At 53.8% G+C, this 25,256-nt stretch carries 12 protein-coding genes; 3 read left to right on the forward strand and 9 right to left on the reverse strand.

Annotation, left to right across the window (positions count from 1 at the left end):
- From BLX24_RS28130 to BLX24_RS28155, 6 genes are all read right to left on the reverse strand, one after another.
- On the reverse strand, positions 1–2,162 hold a 2,162-nt coding region (locus BLX24_RS28130), incomplete at its 3' end, for an SdrD B-like domain-containing protein (protein ID WP_310590806.1).
- Between the two features lie 352 nt (positions 2,163–2,514).
- Positions 2,515–2,880: a VOC family protein gene (locus tag BLX24_RS28135; RefSeq protein ID WP_071506569.1), complete on the reverse strand. Its 366-nt coding sequence runs from the start codon at positions 2,878–2,880 to the stop codon at positions 2,515–2,517.
- Between the two features lie 85 nt (positions 2,881–2,965).
- Complete coding sequence (locus tag BLX24_RS28140) at positions 2,966–4,057, reverse strand: hypothetical protein (protein ID WP_071506570.1); 1,092 nt, start codon at positions 4,055–4,057, stop codon at positions 2,966–2,968.
- A gap of 108 nt (positions 4,058–4,165) precedes the next feature.
- Positions 4,166–6,073 (reverse strand): glycoside hydrolase family 2 protein, encoded by a 1,908-nt coding sequence (locus BLX24_RS28145; RefSeq protein ID WP_083422227.1) that lies wholly within the window; start codon positions 6,071–6,073, stop codon positions 4,166–4,168.
- 81 nt (positions 6,074–6,154) lie between these two features.
- Positions 6,155–8,635 carry a glutaminase family protein gene (locus BLX24_RS28150; protein WP_083422228.1) on the reverse strand — a complete coding sequence of 827 codons (2,481 nt, stop codon included), beginning with the start codon at positions 8,633–8,635 and terminating at the stop codon, positions 6,155–6,157.
- A 54-nt stretch (positions 8,636–8,689) separates the two neighbouring features.
- A complete protein-coding gene (locus BLX24_RS28155; protein WP_083422229.1) occupies positions 8,690–9,202 on the reverse strand; it encodes an RICIN domain-containing protein in 513 nt (170 codons plus the stop codon).
- Positions 9,203–10,331: 1,129 nt separating this feature from the next.
- Between BLX24_RS28155 and BLX24_RS28165 the strand changes: the two genes are divergently transcribed.
- Positions 10,332–10,823: a hypothetical protein gene (locus tag BLX24_RS28165; RefSeq protein WP_143092843.1), complete on the forward strand. Its 492-nt coding sequence runs from the start codon at positions 10,332–10,334 to the stop codon at positions 10,821–10,823.
- 322 nt (positions 10,824–11,145) lie between these two features.
- The gene (locus tag BLX24_RS28170) at positions 11,146–11,796 is read left to right on the forward strand and encodes an RNA polymerase sigma factor (protein ID WP_071506574.1); all 651 of its coding nucleotides are present in this window, start codon (positions 11,146–11,148) and stop codon (positions 11,794–11,796) included.
- A gap of 43 nt (positions 11,797–11,839) precedes the next feature.
- Here the strand turns inward: BLX24_RS28170 and BLX24_RS28175 are convergent, their stop codons facing one another.
- From BLX24_RS28175 to BLX24_RS28185, 3 genes are all read right to left on the reverse strand, one after another.
- Positions 11,840–15,136: a S41 family peptidase gene (locus BLX24_RS28175; protein WP_071506575.1), complete on the reverse strand. Its 3,297-nt coding sequence runs from the start codon at positions 15,134–15,136 to the stop codon at positions 11,840–11,842.
- A gap of 273 nt (positions 15,137–15,409) precedes the next feature.
- Positions 15,410–15,901 (reverse strand): Lrp/AsnC family transcriptional regulator, encoded by a 492-nt coding sequence (locus tag BLX24_RS28180; protein ID WP_071506576.1) that lies wholly within the window; start codon positions 15,899–15,901, stop codon positions 15,410–15,412.
- Between the two features lie 144 nt (positions 15,902–16,045).
- The gene (locus tag BLX24_RS28185) at positions 16,046–20,224 is read right to left on the reverse strand and encodes an ATP-binding protein (protein ID WP_071506577.1); all 4,179 of its coding nucleotides are present in this window, start codon (positions 20,222–20,224) and stop codon (positions 16,046–16,048) included.
- A 244-nt stretch (positions 20,225–20,468) separates the two neighbouring features.
- Between BLX24_RS28185 and BLX24_RS28190 the strand changes: the two genes are divergently transcribed.
- Positions 20,469–25,256: beta strand repeat-containing protein (locus BLX24_RS28190; protein WP_071506578.1), on the forward strand; the 4,788-nt coding region annotated here is incomplete at its 3' end.

Genomic DNA, 25,256 nt, shown 5'->3' on the forward strand with positions numbered 1-25,256 from the left:
CCGGTGGCTTTGGCAAAGGTGCCGGGATTAGGACTGCCATCCGGACCTCGTGTAATGTAAACCGTATAGGCACCCGTCAGCTTACCGGTGCTGTTATTCATATAGCGTACACCACCGGCAAAAGGATGCAGGTCATTCGGGTCAATGGTCGTAACAACAACCTCGCCTGAACCCGGCCGCAGGGCGAGCCCCCCCATGATGTTTTCCGCGTGATACAAGGTCGTCCCGTTTTCCTGAATCCAGTTATCGTTGTAGAACTCTCCGAAACCCGGCCCTTGCGAGTTATTTTGTCCGTAACCGGTTGAGGGGCCTGCTTTCGCGTTATTTTCCAGAACAAATACGCCATTAGCATAAAACGCACGCAGCAGGTCACCCGCTTGTGAGTTTACTTCGTAGGTAGTGGTATTATTTGTGGCGGCACCATCAGGACGGTAGTTGTAGTCACCACCTTGGAAACCGGTCCGGTCACCGAACGCTAACACCATCGAACCATCAATATCGAATTCAATATCGGTAAAAATCGGAACAGGGTGACGAAGAATGGTTTGCCCGCTTTGCCGCAACTGATCAAAGTTATCTGTCCACGGATACCAGCCCGTATTATTAACATCCGCAAAGGCCGGGTAGCCTTTTGGATAGGTAAGCGGAAAGTCGAAGATCTGCGTGAACGTACTGCCGTTAAATTCATAAACAGAAGCGCGGAGGTCTGACTTGCTGCCTGATGTCTGCGCATCACAGACACCGCCGACATAGACTTTACCATTGTAGACTTTAAGCGCCCACGGACGGTAAGCACCGCCCGAACAACTGGCAGGGATTGTGAATGAGGCTACGTTGGCGGTTGTTGGCGTGGTACCGGTCAGGTTATACTGGGATATATCAATAGAATACAGCTTTTTGTCGTTCATATTGACAAACCATAACTTATCGCCGTCTTCCGAAATATCCAGATCGCCGATACCGGTTTTCGCAATCTGTGCAAATGACTGCTGGTCATAACTTGGCAGGGTTTTATCGCCTGACAGGCCACGGGCCGAATTACTGGCAATGGTTCCCACATTAATCCCGATGGTTGTGACATTCAGAAAGGTGCTGGTAACAGGAGCGGCCGGGTTGGAGTAGTTTGTTACGTAGATCCCCCCCAATCCGGCAGGGCCCAGCCCGGCATGGCGTTTCAGGACGGCGCTCTGAAACAAGCGTTTCGTGTATTTATTGTAGGCTAATCCCCATACTGTACCGATTTGCGCCGCTGTAGCAATGGGCTGTTCGCCCGTAAAGGTTGTGACGGACGTAACCCCGTAGGGAATCGTTACGAGTGCATCAGACAGAGCAGATGAACTGCCACTGACGAGCGGGTCACCGTATACATAACAGGGAACAAAGATCTGCGGGGTATTCGAACAGTAGTCAACAGGATTATTCACCCCTAAATCAACATCACAGTCGGGGGCATTAATAATCTGAACGCTTGTCCGGGAGTCTGAACCATTAATACCAAGGTTGTAAACGGAAGGAATATTGCTGAACTCAACACGTACCGGATAATTGCTGAGCGCTATCGGAAGCGTATAACGGCCATACTGATCGGTGGTCGTTGTATACACCGTACCATCACAGGCGATAGCTTTCACGGTGACGGCCGAAATACCAACACTTTCGCCGGGTTGCTGTAAACCATCATCATTAAAATCCTTGAAAACTATCCCGCCAATGCTGTTGCCTGAACAACTGGTGGGTAAGCAGCCGGCAGGGGCTGTATAGGAACTCGTTGCTGAACAAGCGGGTGAGTTGGAGAACGCAGCGGTGACGGTTCCTGTAGTACCGGTCGCATTAATTTCAAACGCCACAACCTGGGGAGAAACAATTGTCTGTGAACCATTGACAGTGTAACTTACCTGAGGATAGACCACCGAAATGGTCCCCGGTGTAATGGTTTTACTTTGAGCGGCTGTCGTGACAACAATGTATCCGTTTGCAGGCGCATTACTCCAGGCGACTTCAACACTGACGGTTGCTTTACTAACTCCGCTAACAGAATAACAACCTGATGTTGTTACCTTATTAATAGCAAGCGTACACTGCGCGTAGCTGTTGGCTACTCCGGCAAAAAACAAAAATACCACAATCCACCAACGCCTGAATAGCAGGTAGAATAAGGGCATTGATGGATTTCCGGAAGGAGTACTGTTCGTGATAAATTGATTTTCACCGGGAACATTCGTTCCCGGGAGGAGACAACAGTATAGTTTCTTCATAACCAGTAAAGGCTATATGTCTAAAAGAGAATAAGCAAGTATGTTGTGCAAAGGGCAAAAAATAAGCCACTTATGTGGCTGGGTATAAAATCGATAAGAAAGTAGGTTTTGATTGTCTTTTTTTGAGTTTTGGTTGCATTTTGCTTTGATGTCAGGGTGCTTTTTTAGGGAAAGTTAGTTGATGTTTCCGGAATGGCGCGATTCTGACAATTATTATGCCATAAATATAAAATTATCATATATCGTATAACAAGGTAGGTCATTGACCGATATACTGCCCGATCATGATCCGGTGACCTTCGGGGGAACGGACACCAAACTCACGCATTTGCCAGGGCTTGTCAGCAATCGGGAAAAGAATGTCAACGCCGCTATGGAGGATGTCCTGAAAATAACTCCTTGCATCGTCGACGCGCAGATAGCCGAAATAGTTGTGATCGCCCAGTTCGGCGGCTGGTATGGCATCCATACAGAGGCCCATCATAACCATGCAGTTGTCTTTCACAACAAAGACCCAGCCCGGTGGCCGGGATTGCTCCCGGAAGCCCAGTTGCTGAAAAAAGGTGCTCATCACATCCAGATCATGAACGGCAAGCACATAGTGGTTTTGCAGAATCGTTGCCATATACAGAGGGGTATGCTATAGAAAATTGGTTTACAGGAACAGCGCCGGACAACGGCCGTATCAGAACGACCCTGCATCGTCGTAGTCAGGCCATACGGTATGTTTTCAGAAAAGCCTTCATTTGTGCGGAATCAGCCAGGATTTTCAGGTCATTCTTCAGGATTTTGCTGCTTTTCCGGAGCGTGTTAAGGTCTGTATTCAACTGGTATTCCAGCCCGGTCGCCTGGTTGGCGGGCATAGCCGCCCGACCCGATATGGCTGCCAGATACTGATGCAGCCCGGCCAATTCCTGTTCGAGTTCACCGACCTGCTGCCGCAGAATCTTGTTGTAATGCATCAGCGGTTCGTCGGCAAGATTTTTCAGATCTGCCTGGCCGATACGCTCAAATTCGAGCTGCAGCCGGAGCAGGGCCAGCAGGTCGCCTGTTTCGTATGCTTCCGTTACGCGCTGCATGATCCCGGTTTTACGGACTTTCTCCGCTTCGTCGGCTTCGCGGTCAGGGTGAAACGTTTTGACGAGATCCATATACAGCATCCGGACGGTTTTGGTGATCGCCCGCGCTTCAAGCTGTTTTTTGGCTTCGCGTGCCTGCTGCCGGGCGGTCGTGGGTTTGTCTTTTCGGTTTCCGGTCTTTATCCGGCTTTTTTCAACGGCTTTTTCCTGCGTTGCCGGCATGAACGCCCCACCTGATTCCATGGGCAAACGGCTGTCAGCAAAAGCATCAGACCGGCTGTCGGGTAGCATCTGCGCTGCCTCGTCCGGTGTGTCGGGAAGGGAGTGATCCCCGGCTGTAGTGGTGTCAAATCCGTCGCTGTCATACTTATCGTAGATGGCTTTGAGGTCGTCAAGACCATGCTGGTCAATGAGTTCGAAAGCAATGGCCAGAATGAGGTCCGCGAGCTTTTTTTTCTCGCTTGTGGTCGTGTCGGGCCGGTCGTGTGCCCGGTCGAATACCCTGACTAACTCGGCCCGTAACAGATTGTATTTCCGGAGCAGAGGCAGGTATTCGGCCACCATGCGCGCCTGGATATGCGACGTTGTCTGCCGGAATGCCTCAATCTCTTTTTCGAGTTCACTGATTTTTTCGGTAAGCCGGTTAAACTCTTTCTGTGGCTTTGACAGCGGGTGTCCCGCCTTTTCAGGTATGCTGATCCGGACAAGTTGTTGTTTCGACATGCTTTGTTAGGTCTGAGGCAAAGGTAACAACCTGCCGGATAGCAACAGAGCGGACAGAGGTTTTCTCCGCCCGCTCTGTTGTATTCAGGAAATCAGCCGCCACACCGGTTACTTAAACAGCGGAGCGTGGATTTCTTTCAGCGTTTCAACCGGAATCTTGATGATCTCGCGGTCGTAGGTCAGCAGGCCATTGACCTCGCCTTCAACGTCGGTGGTCTGGGTGTAGACCGCCGCCGACAAGCCCAGCTTTTTGTACATCTCCGCGATCTTCGCGTATTTGGTCCGGTAGGCCTTGATCACCGTCTCCTGATCCTGGTAGGTCTGGTAGCCCCAGTTGCGTTTGTTGACATCCCACAGGTGGTCTTTCACCGGCCAGCCGATTCCGCCGAACTCGCCGACCACAATGACATGATTTTTCTTCGCCGCCGGTTCGCGGGGGACTTCTTCGTAGGTGTGAATGTCAAAGAAATCGCCGCCGCCCAGGTCGGTCCAGCCGCTGACGGCATTCACCAGCCGACTCGGGTCCAGCGCTTTCACCCAGGCCGCCATCCGTACGTTGTCGTACTGACCCCAGCCTTCGTTGTGTACTACCCAGGTCACAATACTCGGGTGATTATGCAGGCGGTTCATCATCCGGCGCAGTTCCAGCTCAAACTGTTCTTTGGCCTGTGACCGGCGCGGCGGCTCAATGTATTCACTCGGCGACAGATTCTGGCCATTCAGGAAGCCCGACGGCATGTCCTGCCAAACCAGCATCCCCATGCGGTCGCAGAGGTAGTAGTAGCGGTCGGGCTCCACTTTAATGTGTTTCCGCAGCATGTTGAAACCTGATTTTTTCAGGAAATCAATCTCAAACGCCATCCCTTCGTCCGACGGTGGGGTCAGCAGGCCACCCGGCCACCAACCCTGATCGAGCGGACCGTTCTGGAACAGCGGTTTGTCGTTAAGGAGCATCACCGGCTGACCGGCAACCGCACCGGGACCCATCGAAATTTTCCGCATGGCGAAATAGCTCGTTACCTGATCAATCGGTGCACCGGTCACTTCGGCTTTGGCATAGGCGGCCTTTTCGGCAGCGTTGTTGCGCGGGCGGTTCCGGTTTTCCACGTTCGGAAACGGATCGGCTACCGTAACGAGCTCTACCTTAAGATTGTACAGAAACGGACTGTCGGGCGTCCAGCGTTTAGGGTTATTGATTGGCAGCGAGGCGTGACGGCCGGCCTTGATGAGCGTGCTGGCAATGACGTTGGTACCGTCGAGGGCAGTAATCCGGATGCCCGTTGTGTTGTTGGTCACAGGCTTATTCAGCAACACATCGACAAACAACCGGCCTGAATCCAGATCCGGCGTCAGTTTTACTTCGTCGATGTAGGCCGGATTAGCAACCGGCTCCAGCCAGACGGTTTGCCAGATCCCCGACACCGGCGTATACCAGATACCGTTTGGGTTCAGAAGCTGCTTGCCGCGTGGCTGTTCGCCTTCCGACGTCGGGTCGGTAACGCCCAGAACGATTTCGTTCTGCCCGGGTTTCAGGTAGTCGGTCAGATCGAAGCTGAACGGATCGTTGCCGCCGGTATGCGAACCGGCCAGCCCGCCGTTGACCCACAGGTTCGATTCAAAATCGACTGCCCCGAAGTGAATCAGTACGCGCTGGCCCTGCCATTGCTGCGGGATGGAGACGGTCCGGTGGTACCATAGCCGCTCGGTTGGTTTCAGACCCTTATTGACCTGCGACAACGTTGATTCGACACAGAACGGAACCAGAATTTTGCCGTCATAGCTGGTTGGCGCGCCCTCTGTTTTCGGACGGATGGCGTAGTCCCAGAGACCATTGAGATTCTGCCAGTTGGTTCGCACCAGTTGCGGGCGCGGGTAGTTTTGCCCGGCATTTTCGGGCGTTACGGCTTTTTCCCACTTGCTGAGGATAGTGGCCTTCAGCGGGGTCTGGGCGTGGCCCATGGTCAGGCTCAGTACGGCAAGGCTGCCGCTGAGCCAGGAAAAGAGTTGTTTTTTCATGGGGATAGGAATAAACATAAAACCACATAAACCGGTGAGGCACCTGCATGGCACCTCTGCGGTTTATGTGGTTAAAAAGGCTTATTTTTTCAGTTTCTGCTCAAGTACCTTGATAAAATAACCGCCCACTACGCTGCGGGCCTGAAAACCGACCATGCGGCCGTTGGTGGTCTCATGCCAGTCGTTCAGCGGAACGCGCGACGGTGTTTCGGTAGCGAACTTGTAGATCGGATTAACCAGCGCGTCGAAATCCTGCCGGTTGTCGGCCAGGGTTGCGGTCCACATAATCCAGTCGGATTTGGTATACGTTTTCCGGCTGTCGAGCGGCAGGCCGTATGGCTGCTGTTTGGTCAGGTAATACCTGATTTCCTTGTCATAAACAGCTTTCGGAAACAGGTTTAGCCCCAGCAGTTTGTCCCACACGAGGTTATACTTCTGGCTCCAGGTGCCTTTTTTGTCGAACGTCAGGGCATAATGGTCACCGTCCTGTGCCATGTCCATCCAGCGTTTGGCCATGTCGGCGGCCATGGCGCGGTACTTTTGGGCGGTAGCTTTGTCGCCGAGCTGACCGGCCAGCATCGCGTAGCAGCCAAGGCCCACAATGGCCTTCACCGACAGGTTTGCGTTCCGGGCGAGGTGGCCGGCAAAGTCATCGGTGCAGAGCTGGTTGGCGGGGTCGAAACCTTCCTTGCTGAGGTATTCGGCCCAGGTCGTCAGCGTCTGCCAGTGTTTCTTAGCATAGTTGGCGTTGCCCTCGGCTTTGGCAATGGCTCCGGTCAGAATCAGCATGTTCCCCGATTCTTCCACCGGCATATCTTCGCCGTAGGTCTGGCCGTTGGCCAGCGGATAAGTCCCTAAATCGTGGGCCGCAAACGGCTTTTTCCACTTGCCGCTTTCGCTGTAGTAGAAAATCCCGTTCAGCATGCCTTTCAGCAGATCAGGGTTGTAGACCAGATACAGCGGCGCCGACGGATAGGTTACGTCGACCGTGTTAATGGATCCGTTGCTGTAATTTTCTTTCGACAGGTAGAGCAGATCTCCCTGCGGACTTTTCACCAGTTTGTGGGCGGCATTGGCCTGACGGTAGGCCAGGACACACAGATCCGCATAGTTTTTGCCGCCGGCCTTCAGGGCGTCGTTGTAGAGTTTCTGGTTGAAGGCTGTGCATTGGGCCATCACGGACTTATAATCTGCGGCGGCCTGAGCCAGTTGTTTTTCAATGGTTTGCGACGCATCCTGCTGCCACCATGGTTTCAGGTTCTGGCCGAAGTACTGGACCGAATACTGATCGTCGTAGCCCAGCATAAACACCTGTTCTTTTGGCGTGGTGCTGACCTTGCCCAGCGAAACGGCCGTGTTCAGAACCAGATGTTTGCCTGATCCGGCAGGAGCTGGTTTTACGTCGGCCGAAAACGATGGCAGCGCCTCTTCGTCGTTTGTGATGTATTGTTGCACAGCAGCCTGCTTCGGAACGGCCACATACATATAGCCCCAATCAATGCGCAGGTCATCGCCTTTTTTCTGGAGTACCGGCTGCGCTTGTGAACCGGCTTTCAGGATAGAGAGCCGGCCATTGTTGTACTGTTCGGCCTTTACCGGCTGTGCGGCCGTGTTCACCGACAGATCGGTAGAGGCACCGAGGTAAACCGACACATCGTGCGCCGCACCGTCGGCAGAGGCCACGTTGTAAGAAACATAGGAAACCGGCCGCGCATAGAGCGCCAGGTTCTGTACCAGCAGCGGCGAGGTAAACGTCACGGTCAGGTTTACCTTTCCGGCAGCAAACTGATAGGTAGTCTGGGTCGCATTCAGGGCTACGCTTTTCTGCGTGGCCGACCGGATGCTGGCCACTTCCCTGGCTACCTTTTCGATGGCAAGGCCCGCATCGAGCCAGGCACCACCGGCAGTGTTGGCGCAATGGATGGCCAGTACGTTTTCGCCCTTTTTCAGCTTTGCCTTTGCCGCTGCCGGAATAGCGTGGTACTGAAATTTGTGCACCCAGCCAACGTGGCTGTAGATTTTTTCGCCGTTGAGATATACCTCCACGTTGTCGTCGTGGTGTAGTTTCAGCAGGAGGTTATCGAGGTTGGTGTCCGTGAGGGTAAAGGTCCGGCGCACCCAGAGGTTTTTGCTGTGCCACTGTGTTTTGGCCTGATTGTTATCACCGAAGGGAGCCGTTGTGGTTTTCCACTGGCTGTCATTGAAGCCCGGATTCTCCCATCCGGCGGCCGGTTCTGACTCGGTAAATTTACATTGGTATTCTTCTTCGTCAGCGGCGGGCAGAATGCTCCGGAAGCTTTTGCCCGGCTGGCCCAGAAACCGATAGGTCGTGCCGTCGACTTTAATCAAACCGATCAGCGAGTTGTCGGTGCCGGTCCAGTGTTTGGTGGGTGAGCTGGTCAGCGAATCAGAAAACGACCATACACTGAAATAAGGGTCGTGGGTTACGAGCGGGTAAGCCGGTGCGATCCGGCCGGAGGCCTTCTGGGCGACAGAGTCGATGGCCGGTGTCAGTAAGGTTAATCCAAGCAGTAAGGAAGCGAACGGTCGTTTGCCTAGCATAGACGTTGAAAAAAACAGGTTAGAAAAACAGGGTGTAAAAGTGAACGTAAACGATTATCCGTCGAATCGCTCTGGTTTGGGCAGTAATTTCCAGAGCTGGTGATCAGAACTGACCCATTTACGTAAAATAACGTTTGCATTGGTCTGGTCGCCGGAGACGGTCAGTACCAGATCTGTTCCGGCGGGCTGAATGCGGTAATACTCCCCGGAGACCTTTACGAATTTCCAGGTTTGGGTACTCAGATTCTGCTGAATGGTTTGCTGCGACACGGCATCTCCGTCTTTAGCATCAGCCGGCGACTGGATGGTTTTGTCCGAGAAATAATTCCGGAGCTGAAACACGTCGGCGGCCGTTGTCGGCATCAGGTCCCAGGTCAGGCATTTCCAGCGGTACTGGTCGTAGACGACCACCGGCGCATTATCCTGCTTGCTGGCATTGTAAGGGCGCAGCAGCAAACCGGTGGCCTTGTTCTGAATCTGATGCGCTTCGGCGGGCTTCGGATCGTTGAAACCACTAACGAGCATCGCCAGGCTACAGCAAACAAGCGAAATGATGAAAGTTCTCATACCTGCTTTCAGGGTTTAGGATGAAAGGCTTTATAATCAAGAGGGATTGATAGGGGCAAACAACTCATTAGCAGCAAAAAAAGTCACTGCCTTTAAAGCTAAATGGCAGGTGACCGTCTTTCTACTCCATTGTGTTCTTACAAAAAAGAACCAGCGTATGTCTGTCCGGAGCCTCATAGTTGAAGAATACGTTCTGTGAATTAGTAAAAACAAAGCGTGTAAGTGGGTGATTAAGTAACTATGTTTTAATGTTAATTAAATAGGCTTACATATTGGTAAAATAGCACGGTTTGTTGTTACTTCGCGGCCTGTATTCAGACAGACTTGTATTTACCTATGATTGTATCTTTTACTCGTTTATTTAACCAACGTATCTTAATTGCTTCTTGCCTGGTATTGTTTTCTGTTGCGGCATCAATGGCGCAGACTACACCAGCGTCAATCACCGTTTCCGGCGGATGCCTGACCGGATCTGCCGTCCTGACACTCGGGGCTACTGTCGGTGGTAAACCAACGTATGTAGGTACGGCGACTGTTGCCTTATCTGGAGGGACATTAACTAATGCTCCGTTCGGTATCAAAGTATATCCTGATTTTAACTGGACGGCTTTTGTGAATATCAGTGAGGGGGCCACAACAGATCCGTTTGATGATGATGACGGACAGCCTTATCTGCATACCACGTCAGCGACAGATTTGCCACCTGCCAGCGGCTGGACATACGGACCAATACTTTTATGTGCAACCTACAGTACGTTTGCCGTGCAGTATCCGGCCTCAACACCATCAGCCCCCTCTTCGCTGACGGTTAACGCGGCTCCGGCTCCGGCAGCGGTTTGTGCCGGTAATTCGGTTACCTTAACGGCTTCGGCAACGGGCGGCAATTCGCCATACAGTTATGTCTGGACCGCACCGGCTAATGCCACATTGGTGGGAGCTGCAACGGGTAGTGTGGTGGTGGCGCAAATTGGCGCAGGGGCTTCGGGGACGCTGAGTTTTTCGGTTACGGCCACCGATGCCGGTGTTACACCCGTATCGGCGGGCAACACCGCAGCGCGGGTAGCTACCCGCGCTGCGGNCCACTCTGAGTGGGTCGGCAACGGTGGGAGTGACCATCAACCCGGCTCCGGTGGTGACCATCAGCCCGTCGGTAACGACCATCATCATCGGTCAGACCGCGACGCTGACGGCCAGCGGTGCTGATTCCTATACCTGGCATACCGGCTCAAACCAGAGCAGTATTGATGTGACCCCCACGCAACAAACATCGTATACCGTTTCGGGTAGCCGGAATGGCTGCGTGGGCCAGGCAACCGCAACCGTGACGACAACCTGTACCAATGCTTCGGCGCAGGCCATTTCAACGACCGTGTTCAGTGAGCTGGGCCCCGGCAACTGTTCGGTTAAAATCACCGGCTCGGGTTTCGGAACGTCGATGATCGTGACAGGCCCTGATAACTATGTTTACAGTAGTGTGTATCGTCGTGCCGGTACGTATACCACAACGGCCAACGTGACTAAGCCCGGTACGTATACATTCACCGTCCAGAATAAAAATGCCTGTGGTGATGTATTTACCGACACCCGTACATTCCTCGTGACAGGCACCGCCTGCCAGTAATCCTGACGGGTTTTCTACATAACAGCCCTGTGAACATGTTGCTGTTCACAGGGCTGTTATGATTTTGGGCTTGCAGGTAACTATATATCCTGTTGTTAATGGTAAAAGTAACAGAAAAGTAACTTTATGTTTTATGTAGTTTCTTTAAGGTATTGGTTGTGCCCTAAAAGTGGCAAATATTTTTTATAGAAGGGTGTTTTGGCAGGATTGGGGTATCGATTGGCAGGATTGGGTCATTCAAATGTTAGTTCTTTGGGAGGTCATTAACGTAACAGTTTTCTGTTTAGAAATACCTGTAAGCATCTAAAGCCCCCAATATAACATGTACGCTACACTGACTGATGAAGTATTAATTCAGGCATTTTTAGAAACCCGTAAACCACACTTTTTTGATGAATTGTACCGGCGTTATTTCAATCGTGTATTGCGAATGTGCCAGCCGGTTGCCGCCACAACCTTCGAAGCCGAGGACATGGCGCAGGAGGTTTTTCTGAAAGTACTGGCCCGCCTTGATTCGTTTGGCGGCCGTGCGCAGTTTGCTACCTGGCTGCGGGTCATCACCCGGAATTACTGCAGCGACCAGTTACGGAATGCTACTAAAGCAGAACAGCGGTTCAACGAGTATGCGGCCTTTCAGCTGAAAGAAGAAGGCATCTCCGGGTATGATGATTACATGCAGCAGGAAGAGCAGGCCAGGTATCTCGACAGAGCGCTGGTTTATCTGACCCCGAAGGAACAGCAGCTCCTCTACACCCGCTATCACCTGCAATTGCCGGTCGAGCAGATTGCCTTACAGGAAAAATGTAAGCTCAGTACGATCAAAATGCGTTTGTCAAGGGCCCGGATGCGTTTACGAACGGCTTATATGCAGGCCGCTAACCGGGACAAACCTGCGGTCAGACGAGCCGGCCAATCGTATATGCTCGTTAACTACAGGCGCCTGAACGATTCATTGGCAGCGATGGTAAACTAAATAAACAAATAACCCCGCCGGGAGACCTGGCGGGGTTTATCAGCTATTTACCACTGATTGCCTTCGTAGACCGTTCATCGTCTACTTGTTTAAGCAATTCCCTGACGGCTACATCGAGCTGTTTGATCTGGTTCGAGTAGCTTTCCCCGATGGGCCGCTTGACGGGAATGTCGACGGGCCGCGGGGCTAATTCCATATTTTTGCCGCTGTTATCGGTTATTTTTGAGAACGGCAACCGGATACTGGATCCGTCAATCAGCTGGGCGGCTGACGTAAAGATAATCCAGCCGGCGGTGGGTTCTCCCACTACTTTCCCCAGTTTCAGCGAGCGGTACCCTTCGGTAAAATCTTCGGCATCGGACAGCGAATGCTGGTTCGTAACCAGAATCGTCGGGCGCTCCAGGGCACGCTGACCCAGTTGAGTGCGGGCCGGTGCCGGCGGCAGGCCGCGCGAGGTCATGGTCATGTAGCCTTTGCGGGCAAAAACATCGATTGCGTAGGCATTGACAAAACCGCCGTTGTTGTTCCGTACATCCACGATTACTCCGTCGCGGGTGTGGTTATCCGCGTCCAGATCAATGTACAGCTGGTTCAGCGATTCGGCCGACATATCGGGCATGTGGACGTAGCCCAGCCGGCCCTTGCTGGCCTTGTCGACGTAGTCGCGTTGCTGCTGCACCCATTGTTTGTATAACAGCCCTTTTTCGGTGTTCAGGTTAACCGGAAGCACGTTGATGTCGCGTGTGCCGGTGCCTTCTGCCGTGGAGGCCACCGTCAGCGTAACCCGCCGGTTGATTTTGTTGCTGAGCAACAGGTCAATATTGGTCTGGCCGGTAATGGTTTTACCATCGATTGCCAGCAGATAATCGCCGGTATTGAGTCCGTTGGCAAGGGCAGCCGGTCCCAGGGCAATGATTTCGGTAATACGGAGCTTACCGGTGTTCTCGTACGTAACGCGGTCGAAACGCAGACCGAGGCGGCCAACATTCGGTTCGGCGGCGCCTTGCGGGTACGAAACGCCCGAGTGTGACGCATTCAGCTCGCCAACCATCAGGTTCAGTAGCCGCCTTAGCTCATCGGATGTGCGGCTACCGGCGACAAACGGCTCATAGTCTGCTTTTACAGCCGGCCAGTTCGCACCATGGAAACCGGCATCGTAAAATCCTTTGTTCTGAACATCCCAGGCTTGCTGAAACACCTGCATTTTTTCGGCCGTAAAATCAACGTCGAGTTCGGCCGTGACCGCAATAGGTTTAGGCTCGCGGCGTTCGAGGGATATAGACTGAATACGTCCCTGTTCGAGATAATATACGTCTTTACCATCGCTGCTGAACTGAGCATTGCTTTTGCCGCCGGGCGTCGACGTCAGCTGACGGGCTACGGGACGTTCGCCGGTTGACTCATCGAGCGAATAGGTATACAGGTTCTGACGGCCCCCGACGGTGGCAACGAGCAGGAGGGTTTTGCCGTCTTTACTGATGGTCTGTGCATCTACATCCACCCCGACAGGCAACAGGCTCAGGCGCTGGCGGATGCCGTCAAAGACAATGGTCGTACTGCTGCTGCCGGAGGGTTTGGCCGTTGCGGTGGTTGATCCGATAACGCTGTCGGCCTTTGCCGTTTTTTCGGAGACCGGCGGTGTGCTGATCGCCGGTGTGGCCGGCCGTAAGGTTCTTGGTAACTCTTCGTTGAACAGGTCGCGGAACTGATCTTCCCGGAACTTAGGCGTGCGCGGCACCAGATCGATACGGGCCAGTTGAGCCGTTTCGGTGCGCTGGGTGGTACCGAAGAGGATGTATTTCCCGTCGGGGCTCCAGCTCAGGTTGCCGCCGAAGGTGTTGGCAATGAAACTCACCGCTTTGCTATCGCCGCCGGCTGCCGGTACTACCCATACGTTGCGGAAGGTTTTTGCACCGTAAACGGCAAAAGCAAGCCATTTCCCGTCGGGTGACCATACGACCGACCCCGAACTGCTGAACGGCGCACGGCCAAGGTAGCCTTTGTAAAGCACGCGTTCTTTCTGCGTGCTCATGTCGAGTACCCGCAGCTCCTGACCGTTACGGACAAACGCCAGCGACTTGCCGTCGGGGGAGAAAACGGGGCCGCTGTCGTCCTGATCGGTGGTGGTCAGGCGGGTTTCCTTGCGGGTATTAAAATCGTATTGGTACAGGTTTCCGGCCCCCGACCGTGTGCTGACGTAGATCAGTGAGCGGCTGTTGGGTGTCCAGACCAGCTGCGATTCAACGGCCGGCGTATTGCTGACCTGAACGGCATCGCCGCCCTCTCTGGCGGGGGCCGCAAAGACCTCCCCATGCGCGGTAAAGGCCACTTTTTTGCCATCCGGCGACAAGGCCAGATCGCGGAACTGACTGCTTAGTTTCAGGTGATCAACCGACGAACCGGCGGCCGCACCACGCAGTTTGATACTGACCGGCGTGGCTTGTTTGGTCGATGTATTATAGGACCAGATCCCGAAATCCCGTTCAAAAACAATGATGTTGCCGTTATGGCTGATCGACGGCCACAGTACGCGGCCTTCTTTGAAGGTGGTGAGTTGGGCCGGTTTGCCGCTGAGCGGCTTTATCCAGAGATTTTGCTGACCGCTGCGGTCTGAGATGTAGTACAGACTCTGCCCGTCCTGACTCCAGAGCGGCCACAGTTCTTTGGCACCCCCTTCGGTAAGTTGTTCATAGACAGGCTTACTGTCTTTATTGCTGATCTGGCAGGTCCAGATTTCGGTCTGATCGATATGGCTGTTGCCTTTGCGCCACCATTGGGCTGCCGATATGCCACGTGCTGAAAAGGCAAGCAGACGTCCGTCCGGTGAGGGAGTGCCGAAAAACTCACTGGCATACCGGTCGGCGGTGACAGGCATGGGAGTTCCGCCCTGAATGGTTACCCGGAAGAGGTCATTCATCCCCGCGATATCCTTCGTGGTCGACTGGAAATAGACCATGCGGCTGTCCGGACTCCATCCTGTCGGCGCTTCTGCGCCGTCGTCGTGTGTCAGGCGGCGGAGTTCTCCGGTTTCGAGTGTGAGCAGGTAAATATCCCCGTTTCCGGTACGGGTCGAACTGAAGGCCAGGTATTTCCCATCGGGCGAGTACAACGGCCGGGATTCATTATCGGCATGGGCCACCAACAGGCGGGCATCGCCGCCCGAGACAGGAACCGTCCAGATATCTCCTCCGGAAATAAACGCGATTTCGGTGCCGTCCGGCGAAATGCCTGGTTCGGCGAAGGCAAATTTCGGGGTAACTTGCCCGTGTACGGCATGCCCGATGGCAGTTGTACATGCCAATGCAAACACCAGCAGCCGATGTCGGTTTAAGGTAAACATGAACGATACGTATAGATTAGTTGAGTGAAAGACAATACGAAGCGAGTCTCGTGGCTATTGACGTAAACAGCCGGTCAGATTACCGTGTCCACACACGTTCTTGCATAGGAGAAGAAAGTAAGTCTGTTGATGAAGTATAATTCGAACACTAAGTTACGTACGATTTTGCAGAAAAAAGAATACTATTCTGTAAAATTTGCTGAAACAGGCTCAATATTATAAGAAATCTTAAAAATGGCGTAGAAAAATACCGGTTAATCCATGACTAACTGCTTAAAACAACAGGTTGAGATCAGGCTGTGCGTACTTCAGAATCTTCAGATACATGTCGGTTTTTGTCTGGTGTACGCCTTCGATCCGCAGAATCCGGTCGTTGATAATTTCGAGCAGGTGATTATTGTCGCGGCACATCACATCGACCTGCAGGTCAAAGTCGCCGGAGGTCAGTGCCAGAAAACTAACTTCCCGGTATTCCTGTAGCTGAGCCGCCACCGATTCAATGAGTTTTGCCGGCCGGATCGAGATTTTGATGTGCGCATAGGCGTGAAAACCAACGCGTTCGGTATTGACACGGCCGACAACCTGAATGGTTTTGTCGTCGATCAGTTTGCTGGCGCGGGTCCGTATGGTACTTACCGAGACACCTAAGTGTTCGGCCATATCGGTAAAGGATCGGCGGCCATCCTGTTGCAGTTGTTCGAGAATAGCGTAATCAAGTTCGTCGAGCGTTGAGTGACCGGTCGGGACTTTTTGAGATACTTGCATGGGTGTCAGTGCTTTATCCGGGAGTAGGAGAAAAGAAAGGCGGCTTCCGGCTGGATGCCCGGATAAATATGCAGGATTTTCGCGACACCACAAAAGCCATTGGCTATAAATAGGTTAGCCTTATCCGGATGTTCCGGTATCCGGTTATTCGGCCGGAACGCTGCTGTATTGTTTGATGAAATCTGCCGGATGGATGCCGAAGCGCTGTTTAAATAACCGGGCAAAATAGGATGGTTTCTGAAAGCCTACGCCGAAAGAAACTTCTTTCATCGTCAGATAAGGATTGGTTTCAAACCATTCGCGGGCAGTTTTCAGACGCACTTCCTGAATGAACTGATTAGGCGACAGGCCGGTCTGTTCCTTAATGCGCCGGTAAAGCTGCCGTTCGCTCATGTTCGTAATGTCGACAAGGAAGCTGACCTGAATATCGGCCTCGGCCAGGTTTTTACGGATTGTTTGTTCCATTGACACAATCCAGTCGTCGGGTCTGGCAATGACCGGTTCGTCTGTCTGCATCCCCTGAGCAGCCTGTTGCCAGGCCTTTCGTTCGGCGGCCGTTGTGAGCAGATGATTGATACGGGCTACTAATTCTTCTTCAACAAACGGTTTGGTCAGGTAATCAAAAACACCTAGCCGCATGGCTCTCAACCGCATATCATCACTGCCGCGCGCCGAGAGTACAACAACCGGAATCTGATTCAGCCAGACCCGTTCTTTCAGGGTCTGCATGAGGGTAAGCCCGTCTATGTCGGGCATCATCAGGTCGGTAATGAGCAGGTCAGGCAGGGTATCGGGAGTCTGTTGCTGCAAAAAGTTAAGTGCTTCCTGCCCGTTAGAGGCCGTATGGATAATAAAGTCTTGTTTCAGCATTACTTGCAGATAGGTAACAATATCCGGGTTGTCTTCCGCGATAAGTATGGTTTTCCCCGAATAGGCCTTGTCGGATCTGAAGGGTGCCGGCGGGATGTTGTCCGGAAGTGCAGCGTGGCTGTCTGGAGCCGGAGGGACTGTTGTCACTTTAGGGTAAGTAACCGTAAAGCAACTGCCTTGCCCTGGTATACTGTCGGCGGTAATGGTCCCCCCCCAGAGCAGACAATACTCCCGGGCGAGGGCCAGTCCGATGCCGGTGCCGCCCTGGGTAGGCTTGTCGGTTTGGCTGGTTTGGAAATACCGCTCAAAAATGTGGGGCAGATCATCGGGATGGATACCCGTGCCTGAATCCCGGACCGTCAGTATGATCTGATCGTTATGCTCTGTCAGAGAAACGGTGATGTTGCCGCCGCCCGGTGTAAAGCGTAAGGCATTGGCTAACAGGTTTGTCAGGACGGTATCCACTTTGTCGACATCAACCATTAGCCAGGGCATATTTGCCGGCAATTCAACCTGTAACCGGATGTTTTTATACAAGGCACGGTCCTGAAATGCACCGGTAATCTCACGGATAACCGCAGGCAGCCAGGCGGGTTGAGGTACCAGGGTCAGCTGACCCGCATCTGCCTTCGTCAGATCCAGTATGTCGTTGATCATGGATTGTAATTGCCGGGCGTTGCGCTGCATACTTGCCAGTAACTGTGGATTGGCGGGCCTGGCCGGATGTTGAATCAGGTGATGGATCGGGCCAATCAGCAGGGTTAACGGTGTGCGTAGTTCATGGGAGATGTTTGCAAAGAACCGGGATTTAAGCGCTACATGTTCCCGAAGCTCCGCGGCTTGCCTGGCAATAATGCTTTTATCGGCTTCCAGCTGCGCCGTCCGCCGGTGCACCTCCGCTTCCAGCCGCCCTTTTTCGCGGAGCAGGTATCGGTTCCGCCAGCGGAAAAGCTGTCCGGTCAGAGCCGCCAGCAGCCCCAGACTCAGCAGCAGAAACCATAACCGCAGATAAACCGGTTGCCGGACATAAACGGGTAACCGGAGTGTATCCGAGAGCCACTGCCCGTTCTGACTCTGTATTTTTACGTCTAGTTCGTAGGTGCCGGCGGGCAGGCCGTTGATTTGCAGTTGCATGTCATTCTGCAGCTGCCAGCGATCCTGCCAGCCGGTAATGCGGTACCAGAGCCGTGTATTTTGAACGTGCCGGTAGTCCAGCAAGGCAAATGATAAGCGGAAGGCACGGTCAGCTGGTTCCAGTTGCAGGGCACCGGCGCTCCGGTAGTCGGGCAGGTGGTCGGTCATATCGCCGGTTTCCGCGTCTAGTTTACGGTATTCTGTCACCAGCAGGGGGGCTTTCCGGGTGTGTTCGGCAAAAATCTTGTCGGGGTAAAAAGCGGTAATTCCGTTCAGTCCGCCGAAATACAGCTTGCCGTCCGGTGACCGGTAGTGTGCCAGCAGGTTAAATTCTTCGTGTGTAATCCCGTCTTTAGGCAGAAATGTCTGTACATGACGGGTTTCCGGGTAGAAGGCCATCAGGCCGTAATTACTCGGAAGCCAGAGACGTTGGTGGTTATCTTCATAGATGGCATAAATGGTGTTGTCTGATAAACCGTTTTGGGTGGTAAAGTGGCTGATCTGACCGGTTATGCGGTCCCAACGGATGAGCCCTTGCCCGCGCGTGGCAAGCCAGTAGACGCCTTTCCGGTGAGAGTCCGGGTGAACAAACGTGAAGTTTTCGCCCGGCAGCTGTCCGGGGCCGTCAACCTGCAGTCCAAAGCGCTTGGTAATCCCTTTACGGAGGTCAAGGGTATACAGGCCCGATGAACTGGCCAGCCAGATAGTTGTGCTGTCAGGATCCCTGAAGAAGCCATTGATCATGTTCCGGGCCAGTTCAGGGTATTGGTTATACCGCCGGAAGGGAAGCATTTGCGCGGTTTTCGGGTCAAAGCGGAGTAATCCCTGATCGGTCCCCAGCCATAACATCCCGTCCGGTGCCTCCCAGAGTGCATAACCATAGGGTGAGCCCGGCAGGGGGTAGGTATTAGTCTGCTGTGTGGCAGGATTAAGCCGGACCAGCTGACGGGAGACCATCCACAGGTTGCCATCGGCTGTCCGGATCGACGGAAACAATGCCTGTGTTTGCGGGCGGACCGGCGAGTGTAACCCGAACGGCATTTGTGAACCTCCGGTCTGCAGATCGATCTGCCAGAGGTCTGCCGCATTTACCCAAAGTGCCTGACCGGTTTGCCGGATACCTCGGATGGAGTGCATAACTGATCGGGTATCGGCATCAGGCACATACAGCAGCCGTTCGAAACGGTTCTGATCCAGTGTCAGTAACAAGACCCCGTCCGATGTCGTAACCCAGACTGCACCGGTGCGGTCAACCAGGATACTGTTAAAAAACTGAGTGCTGGTATTGGTCAGTGATGCCGCTTTCTGGTCAAATACAACGCCGTATGCAGGGTGCCAGGCAATCAGCAGGTGCTTACCGATAAGCCAGACAAGGTTGTGAAAGGCATCGTAAACTGCCCGCGTACCGGTAAAATCGCTCTGGCTGATGTCGGGCAGGATGCCGGCCGGCACCGACAGCGGTATGGGCTCGAGCGCTCCGTTTTTCGGAAGCCTGAAAAGCAAGTGATGAAGCTGTTGATGCCGGACAGCGGGCAAAAGCGTTTTTGACTCTGTCAGCAAAAGATCACGGTAGAGATAAACGGTTCCTTGCCGGTCTGTTCCGGCCGGTAAAAGCCGTGCGGGCAGCATCTGACGGCTCAGCAGCTTACCCGTGGGTGATAATCTGAGCAGTTGGTACTGCCGGCCGGTCTGGTCCGACACCGTTACCAGGAGGCTTTGGTCTCCGGCATCGGCAAGGTGGCAGATCCTGTGCCCCCGCTCCGGGGTATAAAACCGGCTGAACCGGCCACAACCATTGTATTGCCAGACCGCTCCGGTGGGTTCTGCCACGTACCGGATACCGGCCATGCAGGGCTGTTGCGGATGATTGCGGGGCGTAATCGTAATCAGGAAGCCGGACGTAAACGGGAAAGGCTTTCCGAATTTTTCGGCAAACGTAATGGCGGTGTCTTTGCCCGGTTCAATGATCGAGACGAGCCGTTGCCCGAGGGGCTGCTCGTTAAACAGCCATAGATTGTGTTCCGGGTCGGTTTTGATGACATTATAGACACGGCTGAACGGATTGTTTCGTGTGGTTTTGGTGAGGGGTAAAGGATAAAACTGCCGCCCATCGAAGCGGCATGCGTTTTCGAGCGTACCAATCCAGATAAAGCCGGTTGCATCCTGTCCTGTGGTCAGGATATTCCGGTTAGGTAAACCCTGCGCCGTTGAGAAATGCTGGCTGCGGATAATAAACGGCTGATAGCCGGCTTCGGCATGCCGGTGCGGCCAGAGCCATAAAAAAAGTATGCTTACTAAAAATCGGTAACGGTGGTTCATACGCGGACTCCTGTATGCAGGTGCCTGTTAGGTTAATTCTCTTTATAATCTAATCGCCAGTTGAGTGAATGCATAGGTTAATAACTATGCTCTTTTAGATATGTAAAGTTAACAAAATGGTGAAGTGATACTATAAAAAAGGGCCATGGCAGGATTGTGGATGTTTTTGGCAGGATTCGGTAGGGCGTTTTCGCGTGTTTTGCGGCCCTTGATTACTGCCTCAGACTATCAATTACGTTAAACCATGCAAGTAACTTTACGCAATCCCACAGCACACTGTCTCAACAGATGGCTCCGTAAACTGTTTTATGTTCTCCTTGCGGGGGGGCTGCTGACAGGCTCCGGTCTGGCAACCGCCGACGCGGCCCGCACTCCGGAAAAAGCACGCAGTGCCTGTCCGACGGTCATTTACGTCACCGAATCGGGCGGAACGGTCAAAAATGGCAGTAGTTGGGCCAATGCCTACGCCGGTAGCCAGTTCCAGCAGGCTATCAATGAGGCGGCTCTTTGCGGATCGCAGGTATGGGTCGCGACCGGATTGTATAAACCAACCGCCACCACCAGCCGGACGGTCAGCTTTTCGCTTTTGTCCGGGGTGGCGGTCTACGGTAGTTTTCCGGTCGGGGCCGCCAGCCTCGCCGACCGCAACCTGACCGGTGCGGCCAGTACAACTCTGAGCGGGGATATCGACAATAACAATGCACTGAGTAATAACAGCTATCACGTAGTACAGGCCGGCAACGTGAACAACAGTACACGCCTCGACGGATTTGTGATTACCGGCGGCTTGGCAGACGGTAGTACGGCGGCCGATCAGCAGGGCGGCGGAATGCGGTTAATCAGTAGTAGTGCTGTGGTAACGAACTGCTCCTTTGAGCGAAACCAGTCAACCGCTGAAGGCGGAGGTATCTACGTCAATGGTGGCAGCCCGCAGTTTACGAACAGCCGGTTTACCGGCAACAGCGCGGCCACGGGCGGGGGCATGCATCAGCGTGGCAGCAGCGGGTCGAATGTGGTAAACTGCATTTTCAGCGGAAATATCGGCGGAACCGATGGCGGAGGACTATATGTACTGCTGAATGATGGAATGACCGTTTCCGACTGCCGGTTTACCAGTAATACCGCCTCCGTCGGGGCTGGTGCATGGGAGGCCAACTACACGGCAACCGTCCGGACAGTGTTAACCCGTTGCCGGTTTGAACAAAATACTGCGACGAATAAAGGGGGAGGTTTATACGTAGACGGATTAGGCCGTACGGTGTCTAACTGTCTTTTTGCGGGCAATACGGCCGCCAATTCAGGGGGCGGGACGCATATCCGCAACACCAACAATACGGGTACCTATTTCTGGAACTGTATCTGGACACAGAATACAGCACCCGTGGGCGCCTGGGTCAGCAACGAAGCCGCCGGCTCGCGGATCACCAATTCGATCGCCTGGAACAATAGTGTGCCTGATATGGGTGCTGCACAGAGTACGTATGTGTTCTATTCCGACATTGAAGGCGGCTTTCCCGGTACGGGCAACACCAGCCTTGATCCGCAGTTTGCCGATGCCGGCAGCGGCGATTTCCGGCTGACCGCTTGTTCGCCCGGCATCGATGCCGGGGATGCGGCCAGCACGGCTGCTGACATCGGTACAACCGATCTGGCAGGTAATGTGCGGGTGCAGGGCGGGCGTGTCGATATGGGCGTTTACGAACGGACACCTGCTCTCCTGCCATCAGAGCAGCAGATCCTGTATGTCTCTCCGTCGGGAGGAGGGGCGCAGGATGGGAGCAGCTGGGCCAATGCCTTTCCGGGAGCTAACCTGCAGTGTGCGCTCAATCTGGCCGGTAACCAGGGGCGGCCCATGCAGGTATGGGTTGCCGCAGGTTTCTACACGCCAGCGAGTACTGCCGGCCGGTCAATGAGCATCGAATTACGGTCAAATGTGAGCGTTTACGGTAGCTTTACGGTTGGGGCGGGTAGCCTTTCCGGCCGTGATCTGACTGGTGTGGCCAGCACCACCCTGAGCGGGGATATTGATAATAACAATGCGCTAAGTAATAACAGCTACCACGTAGTGCAGGCCGTGGCAATTACAGCCTCCCGTCTGGATGGGTTTGTACTGACGGGAGGGCTCGCCAACGGTCCGGCTTCTGCTGACCAGCAAGGGGGCGGTCTGCGGTTAGTGAGCAGTACGGTGGTCGTGGCTAACTGCCGCTTTACCGGCAACCAGGCCGCAGCAGATGGTGGCGGGGTTTTTGTCAATGGCGGCAGTCCGCAGTTTACAGACTGCATGGCCGACAATAACACGGCAACAACCGGGGCCGGCATGGGACACCGGATAAGTAATGGGTCACAACTCACAAACTGTACGTTTTCGGAGAACCGGGCCAGTGGCGACGGGGGCGGATTTTATACCAGCCAAAGCAACGCCATGGTCGTTACTGGTTGCCGGTTCATGAGTAATACGGCTGCGGTCGGTGCCGGTATGTGGGAGGCAAATTACAATGTATCTGCGCGGACCTCCCTGATTCGTAGCCGGTTCGTCAACAATGCCGCCACGAATAAAGGCGGCGGACTTTTTGTGGATGGGGCTGGCCGCACTGTAACAAACTGTTTATTTATCAGGAATACAGCGGCAAATAAAGGAGGTGGGGTCAACCTGAATAACACCGGACATCCGGATAATTATTTCTGGAACTGTGTCTGGTCCGGCAATACCGCACCCGTGGGCGCCTGGGTCAATAACGATAATGCCGGCTCCCGGATCCATAACGCCATTGCCTGGAACAACAGCCCCTCCGGCATGGGTACGCCTGATTATACCTATGTATTTGATTCCGACATCCAGGGCGGTTTCACCGGAAAGGGTAATTTGGCGGTAGACCCGTTGTTTGCCGACGCAGCCAATGGGGATTTCCGGTTGGTACCGTGCTCACCCCTGATAGACCGAGGCGGCAGTGACAGCGATTTGTCGGCTGTCGGGTCTGTTGATCTGGCGGGGAGCGCCCGCGTGCAGGGGCATTTCATTGACATGGGTGCGTATGAGTTGACGCCGGTCGTATTGCCGGTCAGCCAGACGATTGTCTATGTCTCACAAACAGGGTCCGGCACCAGAGACGGCAGTACGTGGGAGAACGCCATGCCGGGGGATTTTCTGCAATGTGCTATTAATCAGGCAGCCGGACAGGGCCGGCCGATGGACGTTTGGGTTACGGGCGGCCTCTATAAACCAACGACGGGCACCGATCAGTCGGCTAGTTTTCAGGTAGCTTCAAATGTTGCGCTTTATGGTGGTTTTGTTAGTGGTGCTGTCAGTACGTCTGCCCGTGCGTTGTCCGGGCCGGACAGCAGTACTCTGAGCGGAGATATCAATGGTGATGGCGGTGAAACAGGTAGCTACCATGTTGTCACGGCCCTTAATGTGGATAATACGGCTCGTCTGGATGGATTTGTGATTACGGGAGCACGGGGCGTCGGCAATATTTACCGGGGAGGCGGCCTTCAACTGATTGACAGCAGCCCGACGATTGAAAACTGTCTGATTATCGATAATATTACGGATTACGAAGGGGGCGGAGCGTACGTTGCCGGGGGAAATCCGCTGTTTCTGCGTTGTGTATTCCAAAACAATGCGACGACCCAAACCAGCGGTGGCGGTCTTTTCCTGGATGCAACGGTAACGCAGTTGCTCGCCTGCACCGTTGCCGGTAATGTGGCACTCAACAATGGCGGCGGCATTTCGGCCCAATACAGCAGCTATACCATTACAGATACCGTTTTTGAGAACAATACAGCGCAGTCGTTCTTTGGAGGAGGATTGTTCAGTTCTGAAGATATCGCGCCTGAGCTAACCGGCTGTACCTTCACCGGTAATCATGCTGCGATGGTCGGGGGGGGGATTTCGGTTGTGTATGGTACCGGTTTCCGGTTGCAGACCAGTGTGATTAAACAGAATATATCGGGGGTTAACGGTGGCGGTTTCGCTTCATATATGAGTGATGCCGTGCAGCTTTCCGGAATGACAATAACCTCAAATACCGCCGTAGATGGCGGAGGCGTCTGGGAGGCAAACTATTACGTAACGACTCCAACCGTATATCAGCGCAGCCGGTTTACCGCCAATACGGCCACCGGTATTGGCGGGGGCTTGTACGTCGACGGTCAGAACCGGGCATTTTATAACTGCCTGATGGCAGACAATGAAGCGGCTGTTGGCGGCGGGGGTATTTATCTCCGGAATACAACCGGAAACACCCTGACTAACTGTGTTCTGACGCAGAACACGGCACCGGTTGGCGCATGGATCAATAATGAGATGGCGGGTTCGACCCTGACCAACTGTATTGTCTGGCATAACAGTGTGGACGCCATTGGCGATGATGGGGCTACATTAGTGAATTATTCAGATGTAACCGGCTGGGCGAAAGGCGGTACGGGAAATGTAGAAACCGATCCGCTGTTTGCCGATGCCGTGAACGGTAATTTTCAGTTAACGCCCTGCTCTCCGCTGATCAACGCCGGTGATCCGGCTACGACAACGGCAACAGTAGGTACGGTAGATCTGGAAGGCAATACCCGGCTCTACGAAAGTGGTAGTCTGCCGGCCCGTATAGATATGGGGGCGTATGAGGTACAGGCCAACCCCCCTGTCTCATTATCACCGGTTACGTCTTCGTATACAACCTGTGTTAGCTCCCCTGTAGGTTTTACAGCATTGGCAGCGGACGGCACCACGCCGTATGCCTATACCTGGATTGCGCCGCAAGGCAGCACCCTGAGTAACCCGTCGGCCATATCCGCAGTTTCGGCAACGCTGACTTCTGCGGGTGACGCTACATTCACCATGATCGTTGCGGATGCGAACGGATGCCAGAGTACAACAACTATTAGTATTACAGCATTAGCAGCCCCTTCGGCCGCACTGACTGCCTTACCTGCGCTGTCAAGCTGCGCCGGAACGAGCATTACACTAGTTGCTGCCGATGAAAATCATACGTCAGGACTGACCTACAGCTGGTCGACGGGAGAGAGCCTGTCGGCG

Origin of the sequence: Arsenicibacter rosenii (assembly GCF_001870735.1) — a bacterium.
Classification (GTDB): Bacteria; Bacteroidota; Bacteroidia; order Cytophagales; family Spirosomataceae; genus Arsenicibacter; species Arsenicibacter rosenii.